The 27,000-nt window shown below is 69.3% G+C and carries 22 protein-coding genes; 4 read left to right on the top strand and 18 right to left on the bottom strand.

The genetic code is table 11. The features are described 5' to 3' along the window. Positions 1-12 precede the first annotated feature (12 nt). The 4 genes from HUA75_RS04035 to HUA75_RS04020 all read right to left on the bottom strand — a co-directional run bounded on the left by HUA75_RS04035 (position 13) and on the right by HUA75_RS04020 (position 4,946). Positions 13-1,389: a DNA/RNA non-specific endonuclease gene (locus HUA75_RS04035; RefSeq protein ID WP_174485575.1), complete on the bottom strand. Its 1,377-nt coding sequence runs from the start codon at positions 1,387-1,389 to the stop codon at positions 13-15. Between the two features lie 120 nt (positions 1,390-1,509). Next, positions 1,510-2,070 carry a gamma-glutamylcyclotransferase gene (locus HUA75_RS04030; protein ID WP_141641019.1) on the bottom strand — a complete coding sequence of 187 codons (561 nt, stop codon included), beginning with the start codon at positions 2,068-2,070 and terminating at the stop codon, positions 1,510-1,512. 101 nt (positions 2,071-2,171) lie between these two features. Beyond that, positions 2,172-3,884: a M28 family metallopeptidase gene (locus HUA75_RS04025; protein WP_254627358.1), complete on the bottom strand. Its 1,713-nt coding sequence runs from the start codon at positions 3,882-3,884 to the stop codon at positions 2,172-2,174. Between the two features lie 120 nt (positions 3,885-4,004). Continuing rightward, positions 4,005-4,946 (bottom strand): LysR family transcriptional regulator, encoded by a 942-nt coding sequence (locus HUA75_RS04020; RefSeq protein ID WP_174485574.1) that lies wholly within the window; start codon positions 4,944-4,946, stop codon positions 4,005-4,007. A gap of 155 nt (positions 4,947-5,101) precedes the next feature. On the opposite strand from HUA75_RS04020, the gene HUA75_RS04015 reads away from it, so the two are divergent. Continuing rightward, positions 5,102-5,671, top strand: a complete 570-nt coding sequence (locus HUA75_RS04015; protein ID WP_174467630.1) for a nuclear transport factor 2 family protein — start codon at positions 5,102-5,104, stop codon at positions 5,669-5,671. Here HUA75_RS04015 and HUA75_RS04010 read toward each other — a convergent pair. Together HUA75_RS04010 and HUA75_RS04005 are read right to left on the bottom strand one after the other, a co-directional pair. After that, a complete protein-coding gene (locus HUA75_RS04010; RefSeq protein ID WP_174475612.1) occupies positions 5,654-6,445 on the bottom strand; it encodes a trans-aconitate 2-methyltransferase in 792 nt (263 codons plus the stop codon). The genes HUA75_RS04015 and HUA75_RS04010 overlap by 18 nt on opposite strands. A gap of 28 nt (positions 6,446-6,473) precedes the next feature. After that, positions 6,474-6,875: a GFA family protein gene (locus HUA75_RS04005; RefSeq protein WP_141641014.1), complete on the bottom strand. Its 402-nt coding sequence runs from the start codon at positions 6,873-6,875 to the stop codon at positions 6,474-6,476. A gap of 289 nt (positions 6,876-7,164) precedes the next feature. Here HUA75_RS04005 and HUA75_RS04000 point away from each other — a divergent pair, with 289 nt between their 5' ends. After that, positions 7,165-7,791 (top strand): LysE family translocator, encoded by a 627-nt coding sequence (locus tag HUA75_RS04000; protein WP_141641013.1) that lies wholly within the window; start codon positions 7,165-7,167, stop codon positions 7,789-7,791. A gap of 81 nt (positions 7,792-7,872) precedes the next feature. Here HUA75_RS04000 and HUA75_RS03995 read toward each other — a convergent pair whose 3' ends face one another. The 6 genes from HUA75_RS03995 to HUA75_RS03970 all read right to left on the bottom strand — a co-directional run bounded on the left by HUA75_RS03995 (position 7,873) and on the right by HUA75_RS03970 (position 14,436). Further along, positions 7,873-8,826, bottom strand: coding sequence for a hypothetical protein (locus tag HUA75_RS03995; protein WP_174475613.1), 954 nt, complete (start codon positions 8,824-8,826; stop codon positions 7,873-7,875). 38 nt (positions 8,827-8,864) lie between these two features. Further along, a complete protein-coding gene (locus tag HUA75_RS03990) occupies positions 8,865-10,430 on the bottom strand; it encodes a hypothetical protein (protein WP_174485573.1) in 1,566 nt (521 codons plus the stop codon). 274 nt (positions 10,431-10,704) lie between these two features. Beyond that, positions 10,705-12,024: a DUF418 domain-containing protein gene (locus HUA75_RS03985; protein WP_174485572.1), complete on the bottom strand. Its 1,320-nt coding sequence runs from the start codon at positions 12,022-12,024 to the stop codon at positions 10,705-10,707. A gap of 82 nt (positions 12,025-12,106) precedes the next feature. Beyond that, the gene (locus HUA75_RS03980; RefSeq protein ID WP_174485571.1) at positions 12,107-12,574 is read right to left on the bottom strand and encodes an ATP-dependent DNA helicase; all 468 of its coding nucleotides are present in this window, start codon (positions 12,572-12,574) and stop codon (positions 12,107-12,109) included. Positions 12,575-12,725: 151 nt separating this feature from the next. Further along, positions 12,726-14,150, bottom strand: a complete 1,425-nt coding sequence (locus HUA75_RS03975; protein WP_174485570.1) for a hypothetical protein — start codon at positions 14,148-14,150, stop codon at positions 12,726-12,728. A gap of 97 nt (positions 14,151-14,247) precedes the next feature. Beyond that, positions 14,248-14,436: a hypothetical protein gene (locus tag HUA75_RS03970; RefSeq protein WP_141646908.1), complete on the bottom strand. Its 189-nt coding sequence runs from the start codon at positions 14,434-14,436 to the stop codon at positions 14,248-14,250. 90 nt (positions 14,437-14,526) lie between these two features. Here HUA75_RS03970 and HUA75_RS03965 point away from each other — a divergent pair, with 90 nt between their 5' ends. Both HUA75_RS03965 and HUA75_RS03960 read left to right on the top strand, forming a co-directional pair. Beyond that, entirely contained in the window at positions 14,527-14,910 is a 384-nt protein-coding gene (locus tag HUA75_RS03965) for a hypothetical protein (protein WP_174475617.1), read from the top strand. A gap of 58 nt (positions 14,911-14,968) precedes the next feature. Next, the gene (locus tag HUA75_RS03960) at positions 14,969-18,535 is read left to right on the top strand and encodes a hypothetical protein (RefSeq protein ID WP_174485569.1); all 3,567 of its coding nucleotides are present in this window, start codon (positions 14,969-14,971) and stop codon (positions 18,533-18,535) included. Positions 18,536-18,926: 391 nt separating this feature from the next. Here the strand turns inward: HUA75_RS03960 and HUA75_RS03955 are convergent, their stop codons facing one another. The 6 genes from HUA75_RS03955 to HUA75_RS03930 form a co-directional block, all read right to left on the bottom strand. Then, a complete protein-coding gene (locus HUA75_RS03955; RefSeq protein ID WP_174485568.1) occupies positions 18,927-19,841 on the bottom strand; it encodes a hypothetical protein in 915 nt (304 codons plus the stop codon). A gap of 89 nt (positions 19,842-19,930) precedes the next feature. Beyond that, positions 19,931-20,821 (bottom strand): neutral zinc metallopeptidase, encoded by an 891-nt coding sequence (locus tag HUA75_RS03950; RefSeq protein WP_174485567.1) that lies wholly within the window; start codon positions 20,819-20,821, stop codon positions 19,931-19,933. A 123-nt stretch (positions 20,822-20,944) separates the two neighbouring features. Continuing rightward, complete coding sequence (locus HUA75_RS03945; RefSeq protein WP_174485566.1) at positions 20,945-23,698, bottom strand: pitrilysin family protein; 2,754 nt, start codon at positions 23,696-23,698, stop codon at positions 20,945-20,947. 116 nt (positions 23,699-23,814) lie between these two features. Further along, a complete protein-coding gene (locus HUA75_RS03940) occupies positions 23,815-25,365 on the bottom strand; it encodes a GMC family oxidoreductase (protein WP_141646902.1) in 1,551 nt (516 codons plus the stop codon). Beyond that, the gene (locus tag HUA75_RS03935) at positions 25,362-25,979 is read right to left on the bottom strand and encodes a gluconate 2-dehydrogenase subunit 3 family protein (RefSeq protein ID WP_141646901.1); all 618 of its coding nucleotides are present in this window, start codon (positions 25,977-25,979) and stop codon (positions 25,362-25,364) included. Before HUA75_RS03935 ends, HUA75_RS03940 begins: the two co-directional genes overlap by 4 nt. Before the next feature lie 102 nt (positions 25,980-26,081). Further along, a complete protein-coding gene (locus tag HUA75_RS03930) occupies positions 26,082-26,975 on the bottom strand; it encodes a spermidine synthase (protein ID WP_174485565.1) in 894 nt (297 codons plus the stop codon). Between the last annotated feature and the right edge of the window lie 25 nt (positions 26,976-27,000).

Below are 27,000 nucleotides of genomic sequence, written 5' to 3'. Positions count from 1 at the left end.
GCTCGGGAGGGGCTACCGCTTCGTGAGCAGCGTGGCGGACTCGTACTTGCTGCCCTGGAGCTGGAAGGCGCCAGGGGCCGACGTGTCCTTCTCCAGCTTCGCCTGCACGCTCTTGGGAAGCTGCGCGTACAGGTCCTGACCCAGCAGCTTCTCGAGCTGGTCCACCGGCACGCGCGAGGACTCCAGCAGCGGGATGATGGCGTCCTTCTTCGAGGGCCCGTCCTTCAGGTTGGGCACCATGTACGCGAACATCGTCACGTTGCCGTTGGGCAGCTCCAGCAGCACCGTCTTGAAGTTGTGCGTGGGAACGCCAATCTTGCGGTCCTTGGCGCCCGTCGTCTGCACCGACTCCTGAGGCAGCGGCTTGCCGTCCGCGTCCAGGAACAGGTTGCCGGTCATGATGTGCGCCTTGCCACCGGTCTCCTTCACCAGACCCGTCACGGCCTGCTCCAGCGTCTTCCACACCTGCTGATTGTGGTTGCCGTACTGGGGGGCGATGTTGGTCATCTGGTGACTCTCGTTCATCGCCTCCTGGTTGGGAGAGTCGTCGGCGGGCTTCATGTGCCCACGGTCGAAACCCGTGTGGTCGTAGTCGGAGTCCGAGACGCCGTTGGCGCCCAGCAGCGGGTCCCTCACGAAGGAGCTCTTCGTGCGGTTCACCTCGGCGGGCGTCTCCTTGATGTCGGCGGCGGACAGCATGTAGCTCACGAAGGTGGGGAGGTTCTTCCCCTCATCCAGCGTCAGTCGCGAGTACTGCTTCACCAGCTCCATCCCCTTGCCGTCGCCGCCCGTGGGACGCAGCGGGTCTACCTCTCCGGCGGACTCGGCGACGCGGCTCTGGATGACGGCCATCTGCTGGTCCGGCACCCACCGCGTGCCGTCCACCTGGTTGGCCTTGGACTTCTGGATGTAGGCCGCCAGCTCATCCTGGCTGACCTTGCCATCGCTGTTGCCACCCAGGAGGTCGGCGCGCTTGGCGAGCCCGTCCTGCCACTTGGTGTCGAAAGCGTCGACGTCCACGGGCGTGCCGCCGCCCTTGGCGACCTTCGCCTCCACCGCGGAGCGACCCTGCTGGAGCGCCGTGGAAGTGAGGTATTTGCCGTCCGTGGGCGCGGAGAGGTAGGCCTGGATTTCCGCTGCGGACACCTGGCCGTTGCCACCGCGCGTCTTGGTACCCGCCGCATCCGCCGCCTTCAGCAGCCCGGTCTCCCAGCTCTGCTCGGTCCAGCCGAACTTCGCCTGGAGTTCGGCGATGGGGACCTCGCGAGCGGTGGAGCGGTTCCAGCTGCCCCCCTTGGGCGCCACGACGTTGGTGGGCGCGGCGTCCGCCGTGGCGACCGTGGCGGGGGACGGGGTGCTGGCACGAGCAGTGGGTCGCAGCGTCGTCATGCGGAAGGCATCCTTGGGCCGCCCAGGGGAGGAACGGAGTGAGGCCCTGGTAGAGCTATGGTCGGTCGGGGACGACACCGGGTTGCGTCATCGCCCCGCCTTTTTTCCAGAAAGTTGCGATCACGGCTTCTTCGCGGACGGGCCTGGGACGGAGCGTGCGTCCGCCTTCGCCTGTTGGAGCGTTCCCACGATGTGGGCCTCAGCCTGGAGGCGCTCCACGTAGTCGGCGGGGAGGCCGGTGCGCTCGGCGGCCAGGGCCACGGTGACGAGGAAGGCCTCGCTGATGGGGCCCGTGGCGGGAGGGCCGCTTCGCGCCGGAGCGGTGAAGGCGTGGGCGGAGAGCACGGCGCCGGTGGCGGTGCGCACCTTGACGGGCCGCGACGCGGTGGCCTCGGCGAGCACCGACTCCAGGCGACTCACGGCGTCCCACGTCTCCGGCGAAACGCGCCGCAGCAGCCCGGGGAGTGTCTTGCCCGGGGCGTCCACCAGCCGGGCCACCTTGCCGCCCCAGGCCAGCGAGGGCACGTCGTAGACGACGTCCACGTCCAGCGCCTCGGCCGGCTCGCCATCAGGCAACGCGGGCGCGGAGGGGAGACCTGGAAGGCGCTCACGCGCCGTCGCGGGGGACAGGTCGACGGAGAAGGCGAACCACGGACGCGGCGGAGGAGTACCTGCGGACATGGCTTCGAGTCTCGGCGGGTGATGGCCTGGGGACAAGCCCCCTGGAGTGTGCGCCGGGCCCCGAGGACTTCGAGGCCGGCGCCTTCACGCCCGAGCGGGCGCTACTCCTTGGCGGTGGTGCGGTTGGCGGCCAGCTCGATGACGTTGACCATCAGGTCCTTGACCCGGCGCGGCTTCTCGCCGCCGTTGTCGCGGAGGATGAGGTCGATGTCGTCCTCGGGCTCATGGTACTCGGGGATGAGGTCGCCGCCACCCTTGGGATTGGACAGGCCCTCGAAGAGGAAGAGGACGTCCTCGCCCTTGCGGCCGAAGACGGCGCCGTCCTGGCGGTCGCGGTACACGTTGATGTCGCGGTTGATGCGGTCGAACGGGTCCGCGAGCTGCGCGTTGGCCTGGTCCACCACGTCGCGGAAGTAGTTCGCCTGGCCCCTGCGGTCGGTGTCCACGACGGACAGGCGCTGGTCATCCCAGCGACCCACCATGTCCACGTTGACGACGCCGGAGATCTGCTCCGTGCTCAGCCCCGGAATCGGGTGGTCGACGAAGTACTGCGAGCCGACCAGCCCCTTCTCCTCGGCGCCCGTCCAGATGAAGAGGATGGAGCGGTCCAGTTCGCCGCGCTTCTGCGCCTCGGCCAGCTCCGGCACCGCCGCCATCAGCACCGCGCTGCCAGACGCGTTGTCGTCCGCGCCGTTGTGGACGTTGCCGCGACGGTCCGTGCCCACGTGGTCCAGGTGGGCCATCACCACGATGACCTCGTCCTTGTGCGGCCCGGTGCCGGGCAGCAGCGCCATCGTGTTCACCGCCTGGCCAGACGCCGTGGCCAGCGCGCGCAGCTCCTCGACGCTGCGCAGGTCTCCGCTGCGAGCGGGCGCGAGCGGCTGCCCTTCCGCCTTCATCGTGCTCTCGTACTTCTTGTTGAGCATCTCCAGCGTCTCGCGGGGCATCCCGTCCTCCAGGTAGAACCCCTCCTGGAAGAGCTGGTGGCCGAACTCCTTGTGCGCCGCGTGGTCGTGCTCCCCGGCGTCACCCGTCGCCGACGTCTCCGGCTTGCCGACGAAGGAGAACACGTCGAACTTCTGCTGGAAGGGGTTCTCCGCGTTGTTCGAGTTGGGGCCGACGAGGCCGTACTTCTCGACGTGCGCCTGAACGTACGCGGAGGCCGCGTCGAGTCCCGCCGACGGGCTGTCCCGGCCCTGGAGCTCGTCCGAGGCGAGGTACGCGATGTGCGTCATCGGGTCCGAGTCGGTGATGGAGGGCTCGGGCTTCGGCTCGGGCGTGGGCTCCACGGGGCCGGGCTCGGGAAGCGGCAGAGGCTTCGGGTCCGTCGGCAGCTGCGGGTCCGTCGGCAGAGGCTTCGGGTCCGTCGGCAGCTGCGGGTCCGTCGGCAGAGGCTTCGGGTCCGTCGGCAACTGGGGCAGCGGCAGCGGCTTCGGGTCCGTGGGCAGCGGCTTCGGATCCGTCGGCAACTGGGGCAGCGGCAGCGGCTTCGGATCCGTCGGCAACTGAGGCAGCGGCAGTGGCTTCGGGTCCGTCGGCAGCGGCTTCGGGTCCGTCGGCAACTGGGGCAGCGGCAGCGGCTTCGGGTCCGTCGGCAGCTGCGACGGAGGCTTGGGCAGCGGCAGGGGCAGCGACACCGGGGGCTTGGGGAGCGGCAGCGGCTGGGCGTTGCCCGGCTCGAAGCAGTCCTTGTTCCACTTCAGGTCGGGCGTCTTGACCTTGTTCGTCTCCGAGGGCTGGGGAGCCTTCGCGGCCGGGGTTCGCGTCGTCGCGGTAGGGAGTGGACGAGGCGGGTCGCTGATCTTGGAGGCCATGGTGGGGGATCCCGATGGAGAGCGTGAACGGCGCGCTTCGGGATTATCGCCACGAGGGAGTTCCGTGTTGCGAGAAGGTTTCACTTTCTCGTGATTTCAGTGACTTGTCTCAGCCATGTATCACCGCCGGTGGATCTGCCGGCCCCGAGGCCCCGGGTGGTGCGCGCGCAGGGCCGCCACGAAAGCGGTGAGCGCGGGCTCCGTTTCTCCCTCCCGGGTGGCCACGGCCCAGTCCAGCCAGAGCCCACGCGGGCCGATACGGAAGGCCCGCAAGCCGCCATCGTCCAGTTGGGGCGCCACGGCCCACCGAGGCAGCACGGTGACCCCCAGGTTCGCACGCACCATCTCGACAGGGAGGCCCCCCGTCATCGGGATGAGCGTCACCTTGCGAGGCGAGAGGCCCCCCGCCTTCGCGAGCGCTCTCCCCAGGGGTGCATCGGCTCGGAGCGCGCCCTCATCGAGCCACAGGTGCTGGTCCGCGAAGGTCCGCACGTCGATCTGCCGCTGACGCGAGGAAGCCCAGGGGTGCTCCCGTCCCACCAGCGCGACGAGTTCGTCCCGGAACAGCGGCTCCATGCGGATGCGGGGGCTCTTTCGGACCTCCCCCGCCACGAGCGCAACATCGAGCCTGCGCGCGAGCAACCACTCGGCGGGCGCCACCCCCGCCTCCGTCACCACAGTGACTTCCGTCCCGGGCCAGTCCCGCGAGAAGGACTTCAGTAGCTCCGGAAGCCAGCGATAGGACTGGAGACACACCGTCGCCACTCGCAGCGTGCCACTCGCGCCGCGCAGGAGTTCGCGCGTCTCGGCCTCGGCGCGCGTGAGTTCCCCCAGCACGGAGCGCGCGGCCTCCGTGAGCCGCTGGCCCGCCGCCGTCAGGACCAGGCGCCTCCACTGCCGATGAAACAGCGCGCCTCCGAGCCGGTCCTCCAGCTCCCGGAGCTGCTGGCTGAGCGCCGATGGGGACAGGTGCAGCTTGCGTGCGGCCGCGTTGAGGCTGCCCACCTCTTCGAGCGCGGAGAGCAGGAGCAGATGTCGGGTCTCGACGAGCGGGCTCGGCATCGATTCAGCCTGCCTTAACAATCTGACGGGAACAACGCGTTCGACCGAATCGATGCCCCCTCACATATTCCGCCGTGCCTGCCCCGATATCGCGAGGTCCGGGTCACCCTCGCGCTCCACCCCGGGGCTTTCGCACCGACCCGAGGACACTCTCCATGCACACGCACAAACTCGCGCCGCTCGCGGCGTCGTTGCTCACCCTGCTCGGCTGCGCGAGCACCCACGAGGGCTCGGCCATGTCCTCGCGCATCGCCACCGCGGGCGTCTCGAATGTCGAGGCGTACCCCATCGACCACCTCGCCCTGCGCTCGCTCATCGAGCGCTTCGCGGACGCGGCGAATCACCAGGACTGGGCCGCGACGGAGGAGATGTTCGCGAAGGACGCGGTGTGGGAGGTCCTCGCTCCCCCGCCGCTGGGTTGGACGTTCGAGGGACGCGACGCCATCCGAAAGGGCATGGCCGGCAATGCCGAGAGAATCGACCTGCGGGTCCAGAGCGTGACCCCCATCGTCGTCCACGTCGAGAGCCCGGAGCGAGCCACCGCGAGGTCTACCCTGGACGAAGTCCTGCGCTTCAAACAAACCGGGCTGGACCGGAGGATTGTCGGCACCTACTCCGACCAGTTCGTGAAGCAGGACGGACACTGGAAGTTCTCTCGACGTACCTTCCGGCTTCGCTACGACGAAGAGGTCTTCATGCCCCCGTCCTCACGTCCCGCGCCGTGAGCCAACTCCGGGCGAGGACGAGGCCTCGCGCGACTCGCGACGCTTCACGGCGACGAAGGTGTCGTACGGCGCGCCCTCCAGGGTGCGCGTCTCCAGGCAGGCGTCGAGCCCCACCTCGTCGAAGAGGCGCAGCCACGTCGCCCTCGAAAAGAGGCCATTCAGGTGCACGTCGTGGACGGAGCGGACGCTGCCGTCACGCTCCTTCAGCAACATCGCGAAGTGGGTCTCCGAAGTGTTGCTCCCCGGCTTCGGCGGCAGCGTCCACATGAGGTAGCGCAGGGAGCGCGAGCCCCGGCCCGGAGCCTCGGGCTCGTCGCCCCCTTCCGTGCTCGAGCCCGGCACGAAGCTCTCCTGCGTCGCATCCGGCGCCACCAGGACGACTCCACCTGGGCGCAGGTGCATCGCCGCCGTCTCCAGCGCCGAGCGCAGGTCCGTCTCCGTCGTCATGTATTCGACGGCGTCATGGATGAACACGGCGTCGAACTCGCGACCCAGGCGCACGGTCCGCATGTCACCGGGCAGATGTTCGCACTCGGGATTGAGCTCGCGGCTGTGCTTGCGCATGCCCTCCGAGGGCTCCACCAGCGTGAGCCGGAAGTCGCGCTTGAGGAAGCTGGCGTTGTTGCCACCACCACTGCCCAGCTCCAGCACCGTCACCAAGGGGCCCGTCGCGCCGGCACGAAGCAAGCGGCGGTACTCGGACGCCTCCTCTTCGTAGTCGCTCGGAGGAGAGACCAGGGGCCACCACTCCGCCAGTTCGTCATAGAGCTTCATGCGCAGCGTTCCGTTCGAGCCAGCAGGTTCAGAGGTGACGGACCTCGGCCGGCGGCTTCTTGAAGTCGTTGTCCCGTTTGTTGACGTAGGTGATGGGGGAGCGCAGCAGCTCGTCGAGGTCCACGTCGTCGAGGCAGTTGACCTTGATGGTGTAGAACTTCCCCAGGTCCGCGTCGTCACCCCAGCCGAAGGAATGAACGCCGCAGTGCTTGCAGAACAGGTGATGGAGCTGCTTGGTGTGGAACTGGTACTCGGAGAGCGAGGACTCACCGGCCAGGAGACGGAAGTCCTCCGGCCCGATGATGGCGTGCCACAGCCGCGCCTTGGTGCAGATGGAACAGTTGCACTTGTAGGTGCCCTGGCTCAGGTCGACGTCCGCTTCATAACGGACCGCCCCACAGTGACAGCTCCCAACGTACGTCTTCTTCACGTGTGACGCTCCTCATGACGAGCCCAGGCCTCATCCGAAGCCGGAGCAGACCATGAGTGCGGCTTGATTCAACGCCGGGATTTCGCCGCGGCGATTCAGGTCATCCGTGGATGACACTCCGTGAAACGTCGTCATTCCGACGCCGCTTCAAGGACGGTGGCATGCCGGCCCTGTGTCACCGTGGAGCCCGCCCTTCGGGCGTCACGCACGCGTCATTTGCCGTGACACCGTCCCGTCCGTAGGGTGGCCTCGTCCGGGCCGGAGCGTCTTCCGGTCACGCGGCCACTCCATGGACCTCACCCTCTGGGCCACCTTCACGCTGACCATGACCCTCTTCGCCATCACCCCGGGCCCCGCCGTGTTGCTGGTGGTCTCCCAAGCGATGTCGCGAGGCTTTCGCACGGGAATGAGCGCCGCGCTGGGCATCCAGGCGGGCAATGCCGTGTACTTCCTCATCTCCGTCGCCGGCCTGGGCGCGGCGCTGGCCGCCTCCCCCTTCGCCTTCTACGGCATCCGCTATGCGGGCGCGGCCTACCTCGTCTACCTCGGCGTGAGGACGCTGCTCGCCGCGAAGCACGCTCTCACGCTGGAGCAGCGTCCGAAGCCACCCCTGTGGCGCGGGGCCTTCGTGCAGGGGTTCGCCAAACAACTCGCCAACCCCAAGTCCATCCTGTTCTTCGGCTCGCTGCTTCCGCAGTTCATCCACCCGGGCCCACGGGCGGGCTTGCAGTTCGCCGTGTACGGAATCTCCTGCATCGTGGTGGAGGTGCCCGTGCTCGCCGTCTACGCCTGGCTGGGTGTCGCGGGCGGACGGGTGTCCAGCTCACCACGCGCCCTCGTCTGGCGCGAGCGACTGTCAGGCATCGCGCTCATCGGCATCGGCGCGGTGCTCGCCACGATGCGGCCACAAGCCTGAAGCCCGTCTGAACCCTGACGGAGCGTTGACGACCGGAGCCACTCGCTCCGGCCGTCGTGTCCGGCACTCACCTCGAAGACATCACTGCGCGGGAGCAGGCGCTGGCGCGTCGTCCTTCAACGCCTCCAGCTCCCGAGCGGTGGCGGGCCGCGTCCGGGCCTTGCCCTTCTCCACGGAGATGACCGTTCCCTTGGTGCCCAACTGGCAGACCAGCGCGTCACCCAGCGAGGGCGCCTTCTTCACCGCGTCACAGCGCCCCACGTGCGCCACCTGTCGACGCGCGGGCTCGATGCCCAGCGCCACGGCGAAGACCTTGCCCGGGTTGCCGTCGAACGGCCCCCCGGACACCAGCGTCACCCAGGTGTCCTTGAGCAACTCCTGCGTGTAGAGCACCTCGTAGCTCTCCGCCTTGCACTCGGCCTGGGTGCTCCCGGCCTTGCAGCGCTGGGCCCCGCGAAGCTTCTCCAACAGGGCCGAGTCCACCCGCGCGGTGAACGAAGGCGTGGGCAGCTCGTAGCGGGCCGGCCCCGCCTTCTCCAGCCCCGCGCACGGCCGCTTGCCATCGGAGGCGGAGATGCGCAGCGCGAGCGGCACCTGCTGCGCGCCACTGGAGGGCACCGTGAGGAACGCCATGCCCGCGCTCGCGAGCGACTCCGGCACCGTGACGGTGAAGGCCCCGATGAAGTCCGACATGCCCTCGTCCGAGTCGGTGAGCAGCAGGCTCAGCGAGCCGCCCACTCCCACGGGCAGCCACGCTCCCGAACGCGTCTCTTCCAGGAAGAGGCTGTTCCACAGCAGGGTGCCGGCGTCCTCCTGCTTCGGACCGATGACGGTGGGCGAAGCCCCCTCGACGTCGACGGCCATCGCCGACAGCTCCGGGTCCGGCGCGGAGCCCTCGTCCCAGGACGCGCCACTGGAGTTCGTCGTCCCGACCTTCGCCGCCAGCGGGGACACGAACAGCTCCTTGCAAGCCCGATAGTCCTGCGCCCACACGCGCGTGGAGACACAGAACACCAGCAACACCCACCGTCGCATCGTGCTTCCTCTCATCCGTCCGGGCGACATCGCCTCGGCTACAGCCCCAGGGCGTATACCTTGTTCCGGTCCACCACATAGACCCGGTCCTTCACGATGACAGGGTCCCTGAGCGAGCCGCCATCCGACGTCCCCACCAGGGCCAGCTTGGTGGCGCTCCACAGCGAGGAGAGCGTCGAGACGGCGACGACGTGCAAACCCATACGCGAGGTGATGACGAGCGTGGGGATGCTCACACCGGACGCATCCTTCGTCCCCGAGGCCGCGGCGATGGAGGTGCTGCGCTTGCCCGCGAAGGGCGTCGTGGAAAAATCCAGGAGGTCACGTCCGTAGTAGGGAACGATGACATCGTAGACGCCCGGAAGAGTCGCCGTCAGCGGCGTGCCACCGGAGAGGGCATCGAAGGAATAGAGCACGGTGCCGGCGTTGGGACCGGAGCTCTCCTGCGCGGCGACGATGGCCCGGCCCGCCACCAGCACGGGCGCCTGATAGCCGGTGACTTGCGAGCTGGGAAACGGCGGGGACCGGAAGAGACTCGCGCCGTTGTAGCCCGCGTTGCGGATGTTGAACGTCACCGTGCCAGTGCCCAGATCGCGCTCCAGCAGGTAGATGCGATTGCCCGACACGCTGATGTTGCTGGCGGGCTCCAGCGCGACTCGAGGCCAGCGAGGCGTCCCCGTGGCCAGGTCCCAGCCGAACAGGCCCGAGGCGAAGGGACGGGGCTCGTTCGCGTCGCAGTTCGTGGAGCACTGGAAGTTGTAGATGGCGGCCAGGTAGATGAAGCCGTTGTCGGTGGCGATGGAGCCCAGGCGGTCTTCCGCCGTGTCCCACTGGTGCTGCGGAAAGACGCGCGTGCCGCCGTAGTAACCGTAGGTGTTCAGCTCGAGCAGCAGGTTGCCACGCTTGTCCAGCGAGCGCAGGCCCAGCTTGGGGCCGTGGTAGTGGAGCTGGTTGTAGACCCACAGGCGCGTGCCGTCCGACAGCGACTGGCCCCAGCTGTCGTTGTTCGCCTGCTCCTGTTCCGCGTACGGCGTGGTGCCACCGGAATAGTAGTTCGCGCCGAACTGCTTGCTCCAGGTCCGGATACCGTCGTCGTTGCGGACGACGCCGTCGCGTGCCTCATAGACACCGCCGCCGACAAGCTTTTCATACGCGAAGAAGGAGGGCCAATGTCCCCGGTTGTCATTGAGCTGCCGGTCGACGCTCCACACGCTGGCGCCCGTGGCCGGGGCGATCTTCTCCAGGGCGGGGCTTCCACCAGAGCCGACGTAGTTGGGGTTGGAGTTCCATGCCAGGTAGACGCCGTCGGTGTCCGCCACCGCCCGCTCCACGCCTTGCACGGAGCGCCCCGTCCCCGCAGTGGGCGCGAACTCCCAGAGCTTGCGCAAGGGATGCCACGCACAACCATCCGAGGTGAAGGAGCGACGTGCGTCATGCCCCATCGTGGCCCACGCATTGGTCCCCGTGCAGGGTGGCACGACGGCGGCCTCAATGACTCCCGGCGATTCGGGCGGAGGCGAGGAAGGCCCCTCCACCGAGCCTCCACACGCAACGAGCCCCACGACAGACAGCAGCAGCACCACGTCTCGCGTTCGCAGCGTCATGGCACGACCTCCACGTCAGGGCACGCCGGGAACTCCCGGACGCGCCAGGAAAGCGCCTCGCGTCACCACGCCCTCCACCGCACCTCTCCGTAACCGCCCCGCCAGAAGCCCCCCTGCCGCCGGGACGATGAGATGTGTCACGGGCTCCGGCAGCGTCGCGGGTGAGCGTCTCTCATGGAGCGGGCCTGGCTGTGGCGACGGGAGGACGGGTGGCCCCGACACGATAGCAGCATGTCTCCACCCGCCCCGAATGCCCGAGTCCCACCCGGTCCGCTCAAGAAGGCGCCGCCCCCACCTCGCCGTGCCCCGCGGGCAGTCGCATGGGCTGGGCCCGGCCATAGGTGAGCGAGCGCCACAGCCACTCAGCCGGACCGAAGCGGAAGCGGGCCAGCCAGAGGTGGCTGAGGACAATCTGCACCGCGAAGATGCCCAGTGCCAGCAGGATGCTCCGTGAAGGTGGCAGCTTTCCGATGAGCCCCAGACCCCAGCCGTTGTAGACCCAGACGCTCACCACCGACTGCAGCAGGTAGTTCGAGAGCGCCATCCGGCCCACGGGCATCAGCACGTTGAAGACGCGCTGAACCCAGCCACGGCGGGACAGCAGCGCGAACAGGGCGACGTAGGCCGCGGCCAGCGTCAAGCAGCCCAGCTCCTGGACCACCGTCAGCACCATCATCCAGTCGCGGCTCACGAAGTCGCCCATTCCCATCGCGCGCAGCCGCCAGACGAGCAACCCCAACCCATTGCCAATCACGCCCAGGAACAATCCCCAGAACAACAGCCGGTGGTGCAGGCGGCGATTGCCGTCCAGGTCCTGGAGCAACAGGAGGCGCCCCGCGAGCAGTCCGAAGAGGAACCGCCCCAGGATGAGGCTCATCCAGACGAGCCGGTTGATGCGAAGGTAGGACTCGTTGTTGAAGCGGGCGGTGCCCACGAGCGCCGTCCAGAACGAGTCACTGGAGAGCGCCTCCAACAGCCTCGTGCGCGACGCCGTCTCCAAGGCCCGCGCCGCCTTCGCCGCCTCGCCCGCCGCCTCCGCGCCGTGCAGCCAGATGGGGACGAAGCGCTCCAGGGCCGGAATCAACAGCGGCACCACCGCCATCAACGCCACGGCCCAGATGAGCACCGTCGTGTTGGCGCGGTTCCGGAACAACAGCAGCGCGAAGCCCACCATCGCGTAGGTGTGGAGGATGTCTCCGCACCAGATGGCGTACTGGTGCGTCAGCCCTATCGCGAGCAACACCAGCAGGCGTCGCGCATAGAGCCGGACAATCGAGGAGCCTCGCGCCTCGGCTCGGGCGAGCTGGATGCTGAAGCCCAGCCCGAAGAGGAACGAGAACAGCGTCACGAACTTCTGGTTCACGAAGAACTGGTAGAGGCCCGTGGTCACCGTCTCGAGGAGCGGCGCCGCCAGGGCCTGCGCCTGCTCTCGGGGCATCATCACCCGACCGCTGAACCAGGAGACGCTGTTGGAAACGAAGACGCCGCACAGGGCGAACCCGCGCAGCGCATCCAGCAGCGTCACCCGCTCGGAGGTGTCCACCGGGCGGGCATCGGCGACTTGCACTGGCGCGGAAGAAGCAGGGTCTGACATGGGGCAAGCAGACGCCTGCTCCTTCCGTGCGTCAACCGAGGGCTCGTGACTTCAACCCTCGGTCTTCATGACGCGGTGCCACCTAACCATGCCGGGAGTATGCGCCGCAGCGCGCATGCCCGTAGCGCGCGCACTCCGCCCGCTCACGGCGCTCCCGCTCCACCCGCGCCTGACGCTCGCGCTCCGCCCGCTCACGCTCCAGCCGAACCAGACGCTCGCGCTCGATTCGAGCCCGCTCACGTTCGATGCGCTCACGCTCCACCCGGGCCTGCCGCTCACGCTCGCGCTGCACCCGCTCGCGCTCCAGCCGCGCCTGCCGCTCCCGCTCCGCCCGGTCGCGCTCCAGCCGCGCCTGCCGCTCCCGCTCCGCCCGGTCGCGCTCCAGCCGCGCACGCTCCGAGTTCGAACGCGAATCCAGGCGCTGGTCGCGAACCCACTCGGTGACGCCCGGGGTCGTGACAGGGGAGGCACCATGCACCGACTGCGCGAGGACAGGAGAAGCCACCGTGAGGGAGCACACCACCAGGACTCGCATCAGCTTGCTGTACATGACGACCTCCTTCGCAGCGGGTTGCGCCGCGTTCTGTACAGTCTGACGGGGCCCCCTCCCGGCTATTCAGTCGGGACCACTGCCCCCGCAGGGCGCGACACTGCCAGTCCGGGTCTCCCTGGGAAGTCGTCCCGAAGCCCCACACACGCCGTCACGTCTGGCGCGACGGAGGCTGGGCCAGCCACAAGGCCCCGGCGGCGAACGTGGCGATGACCGTCCAGTAGTAGAACCGAAACTCGGCGCTCACACTGACGGGGAAATACGCCAGCGCGTAGGTGACTCCGGACGCGGCCACGCAGAACATCAACCCGCCGTCGCGCGCGCGACGCCGCCAGCCCACGACGGCCAGCGCCACGGTCAGCACCAGCCAGGACCCGCCGCGGATGAAGATATCGGGACAGGCAGCCCGCATGGCCGCCCAGCCCCGATGAAGCAGCGTGTGCTTGCGCAGCGTCAGGCCCAGGTCGTTCTTGTCGATGCTCTGGAAGAAGCCCCCTTCCTCCCGGTAGTAGTTCCCGGCGAAGTCCTCCATGCCGAGGTTCGCGACATAGGCCGCCCAGCGATGCCGCAGATAGGCCCCCGGGTAGGCACGCACGACCCGCAGCCACTCCCGCGTCAGGGGCTCCTTCGCCGCGCGGAACGCCCCCACGGAGATGGCGCCCCGCTCAGGGTCTCCCCACAGAATCGGGGCCAACGAGCGCCGATGGTAGATATGGGCAATCCGCGTCGCATCCCACTTCCACAACGCCACGAGCGGCGAGCCCTCCATCGCCGCGGGCTCATGCGCGTAGACGCCCACCACGTCGAACACCAACAGCGCGCCCCCAATCCAGTCCTTCTTCGCGTCCACGGCGCGATTGAGGATGCCTGGCGCCGAGGCCAGCACCGCGAGGAGCCCCACGCTGGCGAGCACCGGCCTCACCCTGCCCTTCATCAGCATGGGCACGCGCGCCACCACCATGGGCACCAGCAGCATGCTGGCGGTGATGGCGTTGTGGCGCGTCAACGTCGCCGCGACCATGAAGGCGAAGGCCCAGCCGGGTCGCCTCCAGGCGAGAAACACCACCGCCCACAGCAGGGCCACCCCGTTGAAGGTGTCCTTCCAGAGCGTCACTCCCACCGCCCAGTTGCTGGGAATGAACCAGTAGACGACCAGCAACGCGAGCGCGGCCAGCCCTCGTCGCCCGGTCAGGCCCCCGAGCAACAGGAGCGGGCCCAGCGCCAGTCCCGCCAGTTGGAAGGCGAGCACCAGCCACGTCGAGCCGGTCAGCAGGAAGGTCTTGCCCAGGACGAAGGCGAAGAAGGGCGAATGCCAGTCCGAATAATTCCCCGTTCGCCCCTGGTACAGCATGTCGAGTGAGTCGCTGGACAGCAGTCCGGGCTGGAAGGCCGCGAACAGCAGCGCGAACCAGAGGAACGTCAGGCCCAGCCGGACGTGCCACCCTCCCAGCACCGCGAGCAGACGCGTCCCGACGGACACCTTTTCGGCGGCGGCTCCGTCAACCTGGGGGGAGGGGCCTCCCGAAGCGGGCGCCACCTTTTCCGCTTCCTGCACTGGCTGAACTTCCGTCCCCATGTCAGCGCGCCCTCGTCGCGAATGAATTCGCGCGGACATTGTCAGGCTGGCACGGCAAATCCAAGCGACGCATGCGCCGTCGGGGACCACCGAGCGGTCAACCTTCCGCGCAGCCGGGTGTCTTGTCCGGGTCTGGAAAAGGGTGCGCGCGATGGGGTGCCGCGTCGTCGTCTCCCTCGGCCACGCCGGGTGTATGGCCGGGCACCTCGTCCTCATAGCCTGACTCGCGGTCCCTCCAATCCCCCAAGGGCTCGCTTCCTCGCTGTCGCTCGTCGATGTCTGGCATCACGGCCTCCTGTCTCTCCGTGAAAGATAGGCAGTGTCGGCCCAGGTCGGCGCGGACCTGAGCGATGATGCGAGGCCATCGGGAGGATGCATGGCCAGGTATCTCGGCAGGACCCTTCGCCAGTTCCGCGACAGCGCCAGCCGGCTCGTCCAGAACGCGGCGGCCCTGGCGGTGACCGTGTTCGTCGTCCTGCGACCTGACCGCGCGGGGAGCGAGCGAGCCCAGCGCAACGCCGAACGCCTCATCACGGCCTGCCGGGCCTTCCAGGCGCGACATGGCCAGCTGCCCCAGACCCTCGCGGAGCTCGTTCCCGAGTTCCTCCCCGAGCTGCCCCCGGCGAAACACGGCGGGCCCCATTTCAGCTTCACGTACGACGTGAGCAACGGGCGACACGTGCTCGGCTGGACGGACCGGATTCCCTTCGGACGTCCCTTCTATGTCTTCGAGGAAGACCGCTGGGGTTATCTGGACTGAGGGCCTCCTCCCTGGGGGCATGCACGGAGCGCTTCGTCTTGGGCTAACGTCCCCCGGAATGCACCTCACGCGCCTCTCTACCGCCGTGCTGTTGCTGTCCCTTGCCATCGCCGGATGTGACCGGGGCTCGACGGCACCTCCCGTGGCCGCCGCGCCGAAGCAACCGGTCGCCCCCGAGAGCTTCCTCAAGGCGGGCCTCGCGGCGCCTGTCACCGTCGCCGGCGTTCCCGACCTCGGAGAGGTGGACGTCGCGGAGCTTCGCGATGCCGTTGCGGACCCGCGGACCCTCAGTGAGCAGGACCTGGAACAGCTGCTCCAGAATGCCCAGGCGTCTGCTCAGGGTGCCCCGAGTCCCACGGGGGAGCTGGAGCCGGTGGAAGGCCTCCCGGCGGTCGAGGCGGAGCGGGTAGCTCCCCACGGGGACATACCGCCTCCACCTCCACCGCCCGCGCCCTCCGCCTCGCCCCCTCGACCGGCTGATGCCGCCATGGAAGAAGCCGCCAGGGCCGCCTCGTCGGCTGGCGAAATGGACATGCGCCGGAGGGAGGTCATCCAGATCATCAAGGGCGGTCCGGATAGAGCGGGAGGAGGAGCTCCGGGCTCGCCAGCGAAGCGGATGAAGGATGGCCCGGAGCCCGCCGCGAACCTGCCGACCCCCGTGCTGCCCAAGGTGGACACCGCGCCTCGCGCCGCCAAGGTGCTGGTGCGCGACGAGTCCGGCCGCTATCAGCCGCTGAAGACGCGTGCGATTCGGGTGGTGACGTACATCCAGGGCGCCCGCGCGCGCACGGTGGTGGACCACCTCTTCGAGAACGACACGAACCACAACCTGGAAGGCACCTTCTACTACCCGCTGCCCGGAGGCGCGTCCGTGGCGGGCTTCGCGCTCTACTCGGGCTCCGTGGCGGTGAATGCCCCGTCCCTCTTCCAGTCGTCGGACCTGCTGCCGCCCCTGGGCGACGGCACCTCGAACGTGGAGCAACTGACCGCCGCCGCGCCCCCCAGCCCTCCGGGTGCCAAGCGCTCGTGGGGCGCCCCCCAGGAGGCCCGGGTCGTCGAGCAGAAGCGCGCGCGCGAGGTCTACGAGGACATCGTCCGCAACAACGTCGACCCGGCGCTGCTGGAGTGGGCCGGGGCTTCCACCTTCAGCGCGCGCGTCTTCCCGCTGCCGCCCCGCTCCCTGAAGCGCGTGGTCATCGCCTATGAGCAGACGCTGCTCCATGACGGCCAGCGCCTGCGCTACACGTGGCCCCTGCCCGTCGGCGCGGGCAAGGACCTCCAGGTGTCCGCGCGCGTTCACGTGGACCCGCGTCACACGCAAGACGTGCTGGTGGCACCCGACACGAAGGAGAAGCCCCGGGAGCTGGGCGCGTGGCGTACCTACGATTTGCCCAAGCTCACGGGCGACGGCGCGCTGTCGGTGGCCCTCACGCCGAAGAACGCCGAAGCGGATGTCCTGGTGGGCCGGGACGATGCGGGCCTTCCGGGTCACGCGTTCCATGCCCGCGTGCGCCTGCCCGCGCGCCTGACGTCGGAAGCGGAGGGGCCGCCCACCGGTCGCGCCGTGCTCGTGGTGGACACGTCGCTGGCCACGGAGGACGGCAACGCCTGGGCGCTCCAGGCCGCCACCCTTCGCGCGCTCCTGGAGAAGGACTCCACGCTGAAGGAGTACGCCGTCCTCCTCTTCGACGTGCGGCCCCGGTGGCTGCACGGAACGGGCTGGCGGACCAATGACTCCGCCCGGCGCCAGGAGACGTTCTCCGAGCTGGAGCGTGTCTACCTGGAAGGCGCCTCCCACGTGGATGGCATGCTGACGGAGCTGGACCGGGCCGCCGGTGAGTGGCTCAAGCCGGCGAAGCCCGGCGAGCGCGTGACGGCCTTCCTCCTGTCGGACGGCAACGTCACCTGGGGCCAGAGCACCATCGAGTCACTCATCTCCCGCCACGGCAGCACGGAGGCCCTGCGCTGGGTGACGTACCGCTTCGGCGAGTCGGCGGTGAACACGGAGCTGTTCGACGCGCTCTCCCGGGCCAGCGGCGGACGGAGCGTGACGGTGCTCTCCGGCGCCCAGGTGGATGCCGCGGCGAAGGCCCACCGCGCCATGTCCGTGGTGCTCACCCGCGTGGAGGTGAAGGGCGCCGCCGTAAAGGACCTGGTCGTCGCGGGACGGCCCCACCTCGTGTTCCCCGGCCAGGAGCTGCTGGTGGCCGGACGGCTGCCGGAGAAGGGCACCCCGGAGCTGGTGGTGGCGACTCGCGCGGGCGACGTGGAGCAGACGCTCAGCGTGCCACTGTCCACAGAAGACAACAGCACCTTCGCGCCGCGCGCCTGGGCCGACCTCTTCGTCACCCGGATGGTATCCCTGGACGACGTGCGACTGGACCGGATGGTGGTGGCGCTCAGTCAGCACTACCGGCTGGCCAACGCGCGCGCGTCCATGCTCGTGCTCGAGTCCACGGCGGACTACGAGCGCTTCGCCATCCAGAACGAGAGCGTGGAGCTGGATGCGCTGGAGACGCTGCGCAAGCGCGAGCAGGACCAGCGCAAGGACAAGCTCCAGGGCCTCGGCATGGACGCTGTGCCCAAGTCCGGGCTCGCCGTGGTGCGGTCCCTGACGGAGCATCGCTCCGCCCTGGCGCCCCTGATGAAGCGTCAGCCCCTGCGGGACGAGCCCTACGCGGGTGGAGAGCCCCGGCTCACGGCGGAGCTGGCCTACCGCAAGGCACGCCGTGAGAACCGCGACGACGTGACGCTGTACGAAGGCATCGCTCGCCAGCGCGCCTTCGCCGGAGACACCGGGGGCGCGCTGCGCGCTCTGTCCTCGCCCGTGGAGCTCAGGCCCAAGGACGCGGAGGCCCTGCGCCTGGTCGGCTATGGCCTGCTGGCCATGGGACAGTTCCCCGCCGCGGCGGAGCTGTTCGAGCACGTCCGCCTCAACCGCCCCTTCGAGGGACAGGCCTTCCTGGAGGAAGCCCTCGCGCTGGATGCCTCCGGGCGCTACGCCGACGCCGCGCGCAACTACGAAATCGTCCTCGCGGGAGGCCAGTGGCGACACCCCGTGGAGCTGCGTCTGGTCGCGGCGTATCACTACGGGCGCCTGCTCTCCGCGCTGGCACGACATCCCCGCGCGGAGGCCTTCGCGTCCGTGCTGAAGACGCGCATTGGCGAAATCCAGGAGGCCAGCACGGTCTGGTACGGCGGCATGTCCCCCACGCCCATCGACTACCAGCTCACCACCCACTGGAACTCGGACATGACGGACATCGACCTGTGGGTCATCGAACCCAACGGCGAGCGCTGCTTCTACCAGCACAAGGAGACCCGGCTGGGTGGCCAGCTCTACTGGGACATCACCGATGGCCTGGGCCCGGAGCTGTACCACGCGCGCAAGGTGGCCCCCGGCCCCTACCACGTCGTGGTGCACTTCTACGGGCACCGCGCGCCCAAGCTGTCCGTCCCCACCGCGCTGCTGCTGGTGAGCGACAAGGGCGTCTTCTCCTCCGGGGACTCCTACCAGCGGCGCTTCCAGCTGCGCATCCTCCCCAAGAACGACGCGAGGCTGCTGCTGCGCCGCGAGGAGTTCATCCCGCGCAAGACGGCGCTCTCCGCCGAAGGCCAGCCCTGAGCCACTCGACTCCGCTTCATCCGCGAGAGGTCCGGCATGCATCACGGACGAAAACCCAGGGGACCCATCGGACGCGTCGGTGGCCTTCGCCGTGTCGAAGGCGCTGATGGCGTCCTCCGGGTCCGCGCCCTGGAGCGCGTCTCCGGCCCCGAGCGTATCGAGGCACGAGACGTGACAAGGCGCTCCTTCTCGGAGGCACTGGACCGCGCCTCGCGAGGGCTTCACAGCACGGAGCCCCTGCCCTCACCGTCGCCGCGCCGTGACTCGCCGCCACCGAGGCCGCGCAGCGACGACGAAGAGTCACTGCTCCCGCCAGAGCCACCGCCGGAAGGCTTCCTCGGAATGCTCTGGTGGAAGGTGAAGGGACGTCGCTAGGCGGGCGACTCCGCCGCTAGAAGGTGAGGCCCGCGCCCAGGTATGGACCATGGAGCCGGTCCTGGTGGGCCACGCCGTCCACCGTGCCCTGGTCATCCAGGTACACGCCTCGCCAGCCGCCTCGCAGCATGAGGCTCCCCAGGTGCAGGGCCAGCCCCACCGTGCCATCGAGCTGGAGGTACGGCCACGGCGTGAGCTGCGTGCGCGCTTCCAGGTCCAGGGGGCCCAGCACGCAGGCCTCGAAGGACACCCCCACGCTGGGTCCGACGAGCATCACATCCGGCGCATACGCCGTGCTCACGCCGGCCTCCGCGCGCAGCCGCAGGTGCTCGCGCACGAGGAACGCATGCGTCACGTGCCCCTCCACCAGCGTGAGCCTGTCCCGCCCCTCCGAGCCGTCATCGGTGGGCAACGACAGCCGCAGCACATGTCCCTCCACGCCGAAGCGGCGAAACTCCAACCCCACGAACATGTCGGCGCCCTTCGCGTCGCCCCGCCAGAGCAGGTTCTGCGCGCCCATGCGGAAGGACACCGGCACCGCGTGCCGACGCTCCGTGCTCAGCTCGGTGGTGGCCACGCCCGGAGGAAGGCTCGCGTCGACCTGCTGGTTCAGGTGGGTGCCCGTGTTGGCAATCGCATGGACCATGCCCTGGAGCATCCACCCCACCACGCTCCCCACCACCTCGTTGCCCAGGTCATCCAGCGAGTCCGAGCAACAGTCGTCGCTCCCCGAGTCGGAGGACTCACCGTCGGAGTCGGAGTCCTTGTCGTCGTCATCGGCATCGTCTTCCTTGCCGATGGCGGTGGCCTCGTGGGTGTCCGACGTCGACTCGCTCGGCTTGGAGCGCTTGCCGAAGCGGGCCTCCGCTGGAGCGGCCAACAGCAGGCCCAGGAGCAGTCCCGCGCACCATCTGGCTTGAATTGAAGGCACGCCCCCTCCGACATCGCTGGCCGCGGATCCGTTCCACGGGGGGGCCATTCAAGCGCGGGAAGGGGTCTGGACGCCAATCGCCCGGTGAGTCAGCGACGACGGCGCGACGGCGTGGACGCCTCGGAGAACGTGTCACACGCCTCCAGGGTGCCCTGAGCCAGGCCGCGCTTGAACCACGAGACGCGTTGCTCCGAGGAGCCGTGGGTGAAGGACTCGGGGACGACGTAGCCCCGGGTGCGACGCTGAAGCGTGTCGTCGCCAATGGCGGTCGCCGCGCCCAGCCCCTCCTCCACGTCCCCCGCTTCCAGCACCTGGCGCTCCTTCTGCGCATGGTGGGCCCAGATGCCGGCGAAGCAGTCCGCCTGGAGCTCCTGGAGCACCGACAGCGCGTTGGCGTCCTCGGGCGAGGCCCTGCGCCGCGCGGCCTGCACCTGCTCGGAGATGCCCAGCAGGTTCTGCACGTGGTGGCCCACCTCGTGCGCCACCACGTAGGCCTGGGCGAAGTCACCCGGCGCGCCGAAGCGACGGTCCAGCTCGTCGAAGAAGTCGAGGTCCAGATACACGCGCTGGTCCGGCGGGCAGTAGAACGGCCCCACCGCGCTCTCCTGAAGCCCGCATGCGGACCGCACCGCACCGGAGAAGAGCACCAGCCGGGGGTCCACGTAGCTCACGCCTCGCGGCTCCAACAGGCCCGGCCACGTGTCCTCCGTGTCCGCGAGGATGACGGACACGAAGTCCTTGAGCTCCGCCTGACGCGGGTCCTCGGGCACACCCGAGCCTCCCGTGCCGTAGTCGCGAGAGGTCCCCTGACCGCCCCCGGAGTTGGTCGAGGAGATGACCGACGGGTCTCCTCCCAGCAGCATCACCAGCAGCGCCACCACCAGCGAGGCGGCACCACCGCCCACCGCCAGCGGACGTCCGATTCCACTGCCCCGCCGGTCTTCCACATTGGAGCTGCGACGTCCTCCCTGCCACCGCATGCCTGCCCTCCTCCTCGACGGATGCTCTGTCGGGGCAAGGTAGTCAGCGCCGGAGCGGAAGGACGCGCCGCATGGCCCCCTCGCCTGGCCGACCGCGCGCCAGGCAAGGGAGCAGCCAGGCGATTACGGCACCGACAGCGCCTGGAGCGCGGTGCGGGCCTGGCCCTCGTCGGCGACCACCCCGACCACCAGCCGCTTCAAGCAGCCGTCGAACTCCTGCTTCAGCGCGGCGGACGTCACGGCCTGGAGGTGGGCGGGACGCTGGGCCAGCGACTCCGGCGGGAAGCCGCGCACGCGCGCGTCCAGCAGCGCCTGCACCCATGCCTCCGAGGAGATGTACGACACCGCCTGCCTCGCGAGCAGCCGCGTGCGGGCCCGCGAAAGCTCCCGCTCGTCCACGTTCGTGGCGAAGTTGGAGAGCATGGCCTGGACGGACTTCGCTCCCTCCGCCATGCGCTGCGCGTCCACCACGCCCTCCACCACCAGGTGGGAGGCGCCGCCGCGGGCCAGCCACGTACTCGCGCTGAAGCCGTAGGAGGCCCCCTGCTGCGAGCGCAGCTCGTTGAACGCATACGCCGACACCAGCTCCGCCATCAGCGAATAGCGCGCCTCCGCCTCGGGGGTGGCCGTGGGCAACCGGCAGGCCAACTGCAGGTGGCCCTGGCTCGCACCCGGGCGGGGCGTGACGAGCGTGCGGGCCTTCGCGGAGGGCTCGGGCAGCGACGGCGCCGCGGGCACGCTCACCGCCGTGGCCGGCCCGTGCTTCCAGCCGCCCAGGTACTCGCGCACCAGGGGCTCCACCATCTTCACGTCGAACTCACCGGCGATGACCACCACCGTGTTGGCGGGGCGGTACACGTCCCCAATCCAGGACTGGACCTCGTCCCAGGTCACCTGCGCCATCTCCTCACCCGTGGCGTCCCGTGAGTAGGCGTGCGCCCCGTAGAGGGCCTTCATCAGCTCGCGCTCCGCCCTGACTTCCGGGTGCGCATCCACCGCGCGGCGCCACGGCACCACCTGCTCCTGCAGGTACTTCACCGCGTCCAGAGAGGTCCTCGTGGTGGACAGCTGCTCGGACAGCATCGCCAGCATGTTGCCGACGTTGCCGGCGGTGCCCGACACCTCGATGCGCTGGTGGTCCCTGCGCATGGAGTCCCACACGTGCAGGCCCCAGTGGCTGGCATGGCCCTCGAACCACGACTCGCGGAAGGAGCCGTAGTCAGCCAGCGCCGCCGCGCCCGCACGGGCACCGTACGTGGAGCCACCGCCCAGCACCGCGCCCACCCGCACCACGGGCAGCCCCGGCCTCGGCGCGAGCAGCACCTCCATGCCGTTGTCGAGCTTCAGCGTCTGCACGGGCGCGGACAGGGCCGTCAGCATGGACGGGGTGATGCGCTGCTCGGCCGTCAGGGTGGAGTACTCCACCGGCAGGGGCGGGGGCGCCGCCACCGAGACGCCAGCGCTCTCTCCGGGCCGCACCAGGATGATGCGAGCCCTGTCCCGCTGGAGCCACTTGTAGGCGAAGTCCGTCACCTTGCCGCCATCGATGGTCATCAGCGCCATCTGCGAGCGGGTGTAGCCGCGCACGTCGAGCATGAAGTGCGTCAGCTCCGCGCGGCGGACGGTGCGCGCCATCAAATCCTCGGACTCCAGCACCATGCCGGTGATGACGTTGCGGCGCATGGACTGGAAGTCGAACTCGCGGCCGAGCACCGCTCCGGCATTGATGGTCTGGGTCCACGTCTCGTGGACCTGGTCCAGCACCTTGTCCGCGGACTTGCGCGGGTGCTCCCCCGTGGTGAGCGCCACGCGAACCACCAGCAGCGACGAGCGCGTGCCAGCCACCACCTGCGTGCCGATGCCGGCGATGTCGCCGTCATTGCGCATGGCCCCCTGCAGGTTCCGGTTCAGGTTCACCCGGACGAAGTCATGGATGGCGCTGGCCTCGTCGAAGGAGCGCGGCAACACCCAGGACAGGTACAGCTCGGGCGAGCCGACGGACGCCTTGAACTCCGGAATCGACGGCGAGGCGGCCTTCAGCGGGGGCTCCGTCACCTGCGGCATGCGCGTGCCCACGGCCAGCGGCGCGCCAGTGCCCACCCACGCGGGGGGCAGGTTCTGCATCAGCACCGCCTCCACGGCGGCCAGGTCCACGTCCCCGGCGATGACCAGGGTGATGTTGTCCGGACGGTAGTGGTTGCGCGCGAAGCGCTGGGCGTCCGCCAGGGCGAGCGCCGTGAGCGACTCGTGCGTGCCGATGATGGGCCGCGAGTACGGGTGCTCCGCCGGATAGGCTGCGGCGTGCATCCAGCTGAAGACCTGGCCCACGTAGCCCGTCTCGTTGCGCTGGCGCAGCTCGTTGCGCACCACCTCGCGCTCGACCGCGAAGACCTCCGGCGTGACACCGGCGAGCGGAGCGGACATCCGCTGCCCCTCCATCTTCAGCAGCGCGGCCAGCGACTCCTTGGGCGCCAGCGTCTGGTAGAGCGTGTGGTCCAGGCTGGTGAAGGCATTGAACTGGCCGGCGCCCACGTCCTCCAGGCGCGTCCACACCGACGGGCTCCCCGCGTGACGCGAGCGGAACGCCAGGTGCTCCACGACGTGCGCCAGGCCTTCCTTGCCCACCGGGTCGCTGGAGCCGCCCGTGCCCACCAGGGCCACCACCGCCACCACCGGCGCGCGCGTGTCCTGCTCCACCACCACGCGCAGCCCCGAGGGCATGCGGAAATCCCGCAGAGGGAAGGACACGTCGCGCATCACGACCTGGCCACGCTGCGGCAGCGTTGAACAGGCGCCAAGCACGGCGGAAAGGACGACGACGGCCGCCGTCATCCTCCGAGCACGCGGAGAAGACCGAGACAGAATCTGGGAGCTCATATGAAATGGACTCGTGGGGGACGGCGCGCAAGGACAGGCATGCGCGCCTGGGAGACAACGAGTGCTCCATAGACCAACTGATGGCGTGAACACCATCATCGTTCCGTCATGAACTGTTACACAGCCGCGGCCACGTGCTGACTTCCCCAGTGGGCGATGCCGAGGATGGACTCCATGGGGTTGACGCCCAGCGCGGTGGGGAAGACGGAGCCATCCACGACGAAGAGGTTGTCCGCGTCCCAGTAGCGCAGCGTGCTGTCCACCACGCTCGTCTCCGGGCTGCCGCCCATGGAGCACCCGCCCATCTGGTGCGCGCTGAGGACCGAGAGCTGGAGCGGGCCATAGGGCGCGTCGTCCAGCAAGCCGAGGTCCTTCTCGCTTCGCATCACCACGGGCCGCGAGTGTGGACTCGACACCTGCTCGGCACCGGCGGCGAACTGGATGCGCGCGGACACCTTGAGGGCCTCGCGAAAGGCTTCCCAGTGAAAGTCGTTGAGCGGGTAGTTCACCTTGAAGCGCGTGTACTCCCCCTCGCCTCGCAGGGCCACCGTGCCGCCCTCGTCGCCCGGGTGTACGCCATCCAGACAGATGGAGATGAGCGCATTGGCATACGGCAGCCGCGCCATCTGGTCCTGGTGCGCCGGGCCCAGGCCGGTCAACGCCAGTGAGCTCAGGATGGGAAGCAGCGGAGGCACCTCCAAGAGCCACCCCAGCCTGCCCTGCCCCCGGTCGATGAACTGCCGCGAGTACACGGTGAGCGGCGCGCCGGTGTACGCCTCCACGGGCTCCCGGAAGTGGGCATTGGAGACGACCACCGGGTGCAGGAAGAGGCGCTTGCCCACGCGGCCCCGGCCGGTGAGTCCGCTGCGCAGCAACAAGCCCGGGGAGTTGATGGCGCCGCCGCACACGGCCGTCACCTTCGCCTTCACGGTGAGCCGCTTGCCGGTGGGTCGGTCCGTGCCCGGATTGAGCACCTCCGCGTGGACGGCCACCACGCGCCCGCCCTGGGTCTCCAGTCGCCGCGCGCTGACGTTGGCGAACAGCCGCATCCCCTTCTCCACCGCCTCCGGGATGAGCGTCACCAGCATGGACTGCTTGGCGTTGGTGGGGCAGCCCAGGCCACACGCGCCCAGCGACGCGCACGAGCGGACGTTGCGCTTCACCGTGCCCCGGCTGTAGCCCAGCGCGCCCAATCCCTCCCACAGAATCCGGTTGTTGCGATTGGACTGCTCAATGGGCCATTCGCGGATGTTCAGCCGCTCTTCCAGCCAGTCCCAGTGCGGCGCGAGCGTGGCGGCATCCAGGCCCTTCACCCCGTGCGTGTCGCGCCAGCGCTCGAGGATTTCCGGCGGCGTGCGGAAGCAGGCGCACCAGTTGATGGCGGTGCCCCCGCCCACGGTGCGCCCCTGGAAGATGCCGATGGACAGGTCATCCGTCGCCCGGTTTCCAGCCTCCTGGTAGAAGGTCGAGTACGCCTTCGCCTCGTTCAGGTCGAAGTCGCGACGCGTGTGGTAGCCGCCCTCCTCCAGCATCACCACGTCCAGCCCGCGCTTCGCCAGCTCCAGCCCGAGCACCCCGCCGCCCGCGCCGCTGCCCACCACGCAGACATCACACGTGAGCGTCTGGTCCTCGGTCAGCTCGTCTCCCGTCCTGATGCGGCCGCTCATGGCGTGGACCCTCCGCTGCCCGCGAAGGAGCCGTCTCCAGGCCCCCGCCACACCGGAGCGTCCGCGACGTGGAAGCCCTGTGGCACCACATAACCCGTGGCCGCGATGGCCGCCGGATGTGAGTAATAAGCGGCATGGGCCAGCGAGCGCAGCGCGTGAAAGGCGCCGCGACGAAACACCAGCCTCGACGTCCGCCAGTCCTCCAGCACGGCGTCCTGCGCCTCGGGAGCCAGTCGTGAGAAGGGCGTGACGCCGCCCGCGAAGAGCAGCCCGGCCAGCGCGTTGTCGAAGATTCCCAGCACGTCCCGGACCTCCCGCGCGATGGAGGGGTCTCCCCGCGCGAGCAGCCTGTCCGCCAGGAAGGCCACGCGCACCGTGTCCGCGTCTGGCCAGCCTTCACGCGGCTGGAACGCACGGCGGGCCAGGGCCTGGAACGTGGCGTACTCGCGCGGCCCGAGGACGAGCAGCCCTTCCTCGGGCAAGGGCAATGACAGCCCTTCCCGCAGGATGAGGACTCCGCTGCCCCCCAGCGCGAGCAGCGCGCCTCCGAACACCCCTCGTTTGAGCAGGCCCCGACGCGACAGCGCGGGCGGCCCGACGTGAGACGGGGACATCGCATCCTCCGAAACGAAACGGGTACACGACACGCCGTGAGGCGACAGGAGTCTATCCCGCGCGCATCATCGAAGCGCAATCGACGGGCTCTCCTCCGCGCGTCAGGGGACCTGAGCCGGGGGCGCCTGGCGTTTGTCCTTCAACACCTGTCCTGACAATTCCTTGCGCCCGGTGACGTCGGCGAAGCCTTCCATCACCATCGCGCTCAAGTCGAAGGGCACGCCTCGCTCCCGCTCCAGCTTCTGGGCGCGGGACGCCAGGGCCTCGCGTGACTGCTTTTCGGGAGACGGCACCCCCACGAAGATGCGGTTGGCGTGGTCCTCCACCTCGAAGGTGTAGAGCTGGCGGAAGCCCGCCTGCCACGTGCGCAGCATGGAGGAGAAGAGCGGATTGGGCGGGTCCTCCCAGACGTTGCCCACCACCACCCCACGCGCCGTCAGCCGCGCGCGCACCGCGGCGAGGAACTCCACCGTGCCCAGGTGCTCGGGGATGCTGTCGGGGCCGTACGCGTCCAGGAAGACGAGGTCATACGCGGGGCGCTTCGCCTCGATGAAGGCCCGGCCGTCCGCCACATGCGCCTTCAGTCGCGCGTCCTCGGTGAAGCCGAAGTAGCGCCGCGCCACGTCCACCACATCCGGGTCGATGTCCACCACGTCGATGTGCGCCTCGGGCAGCACCGCGCGCAGGAACATGGGCATGGCGCCTCCGCCCAGCCCGACGACGAGGATGCGCTGGGGACGGGAGACGAAGGCCAGCCCCACCATGGCCATGCGCGTGTAGCCCAGCTCCAGCTTCAACGGCTGCCCCGGCCACACGACACTCTGGAGCGCGCCCGACTCGTCGAACTGGAGGTAGCGCCGGCCCTCCGCGTCCTGCGTCACCGCGACGAGCGTATAGGGCGACTGTTTCTGGTGGAGGACGGTGCGCGGACTGGCGGACGCGCACGACAGGAAGGCCAGCACCAGCAGCGCCAGGCGAGGGTTGAAGCGCCGCATGCCCACTCCTTCCGACCGCCATTCA

Origin of the sequence: Myxococcus sp. CA040A (assembly GCF_013336725.1) — a bacterium.
Lineage (GTDB): Bacteria > Myxococcota > Myxococcia > Myxococcales > Myxococcaceae > Myxococcus > Myxococcus llanfairpwllgwyngyllgogerychwyrndrobwllllantysiliogogogochensis.
This window is presented reverse-complemented; position numbering and strand designations above follow the sequence as displayed.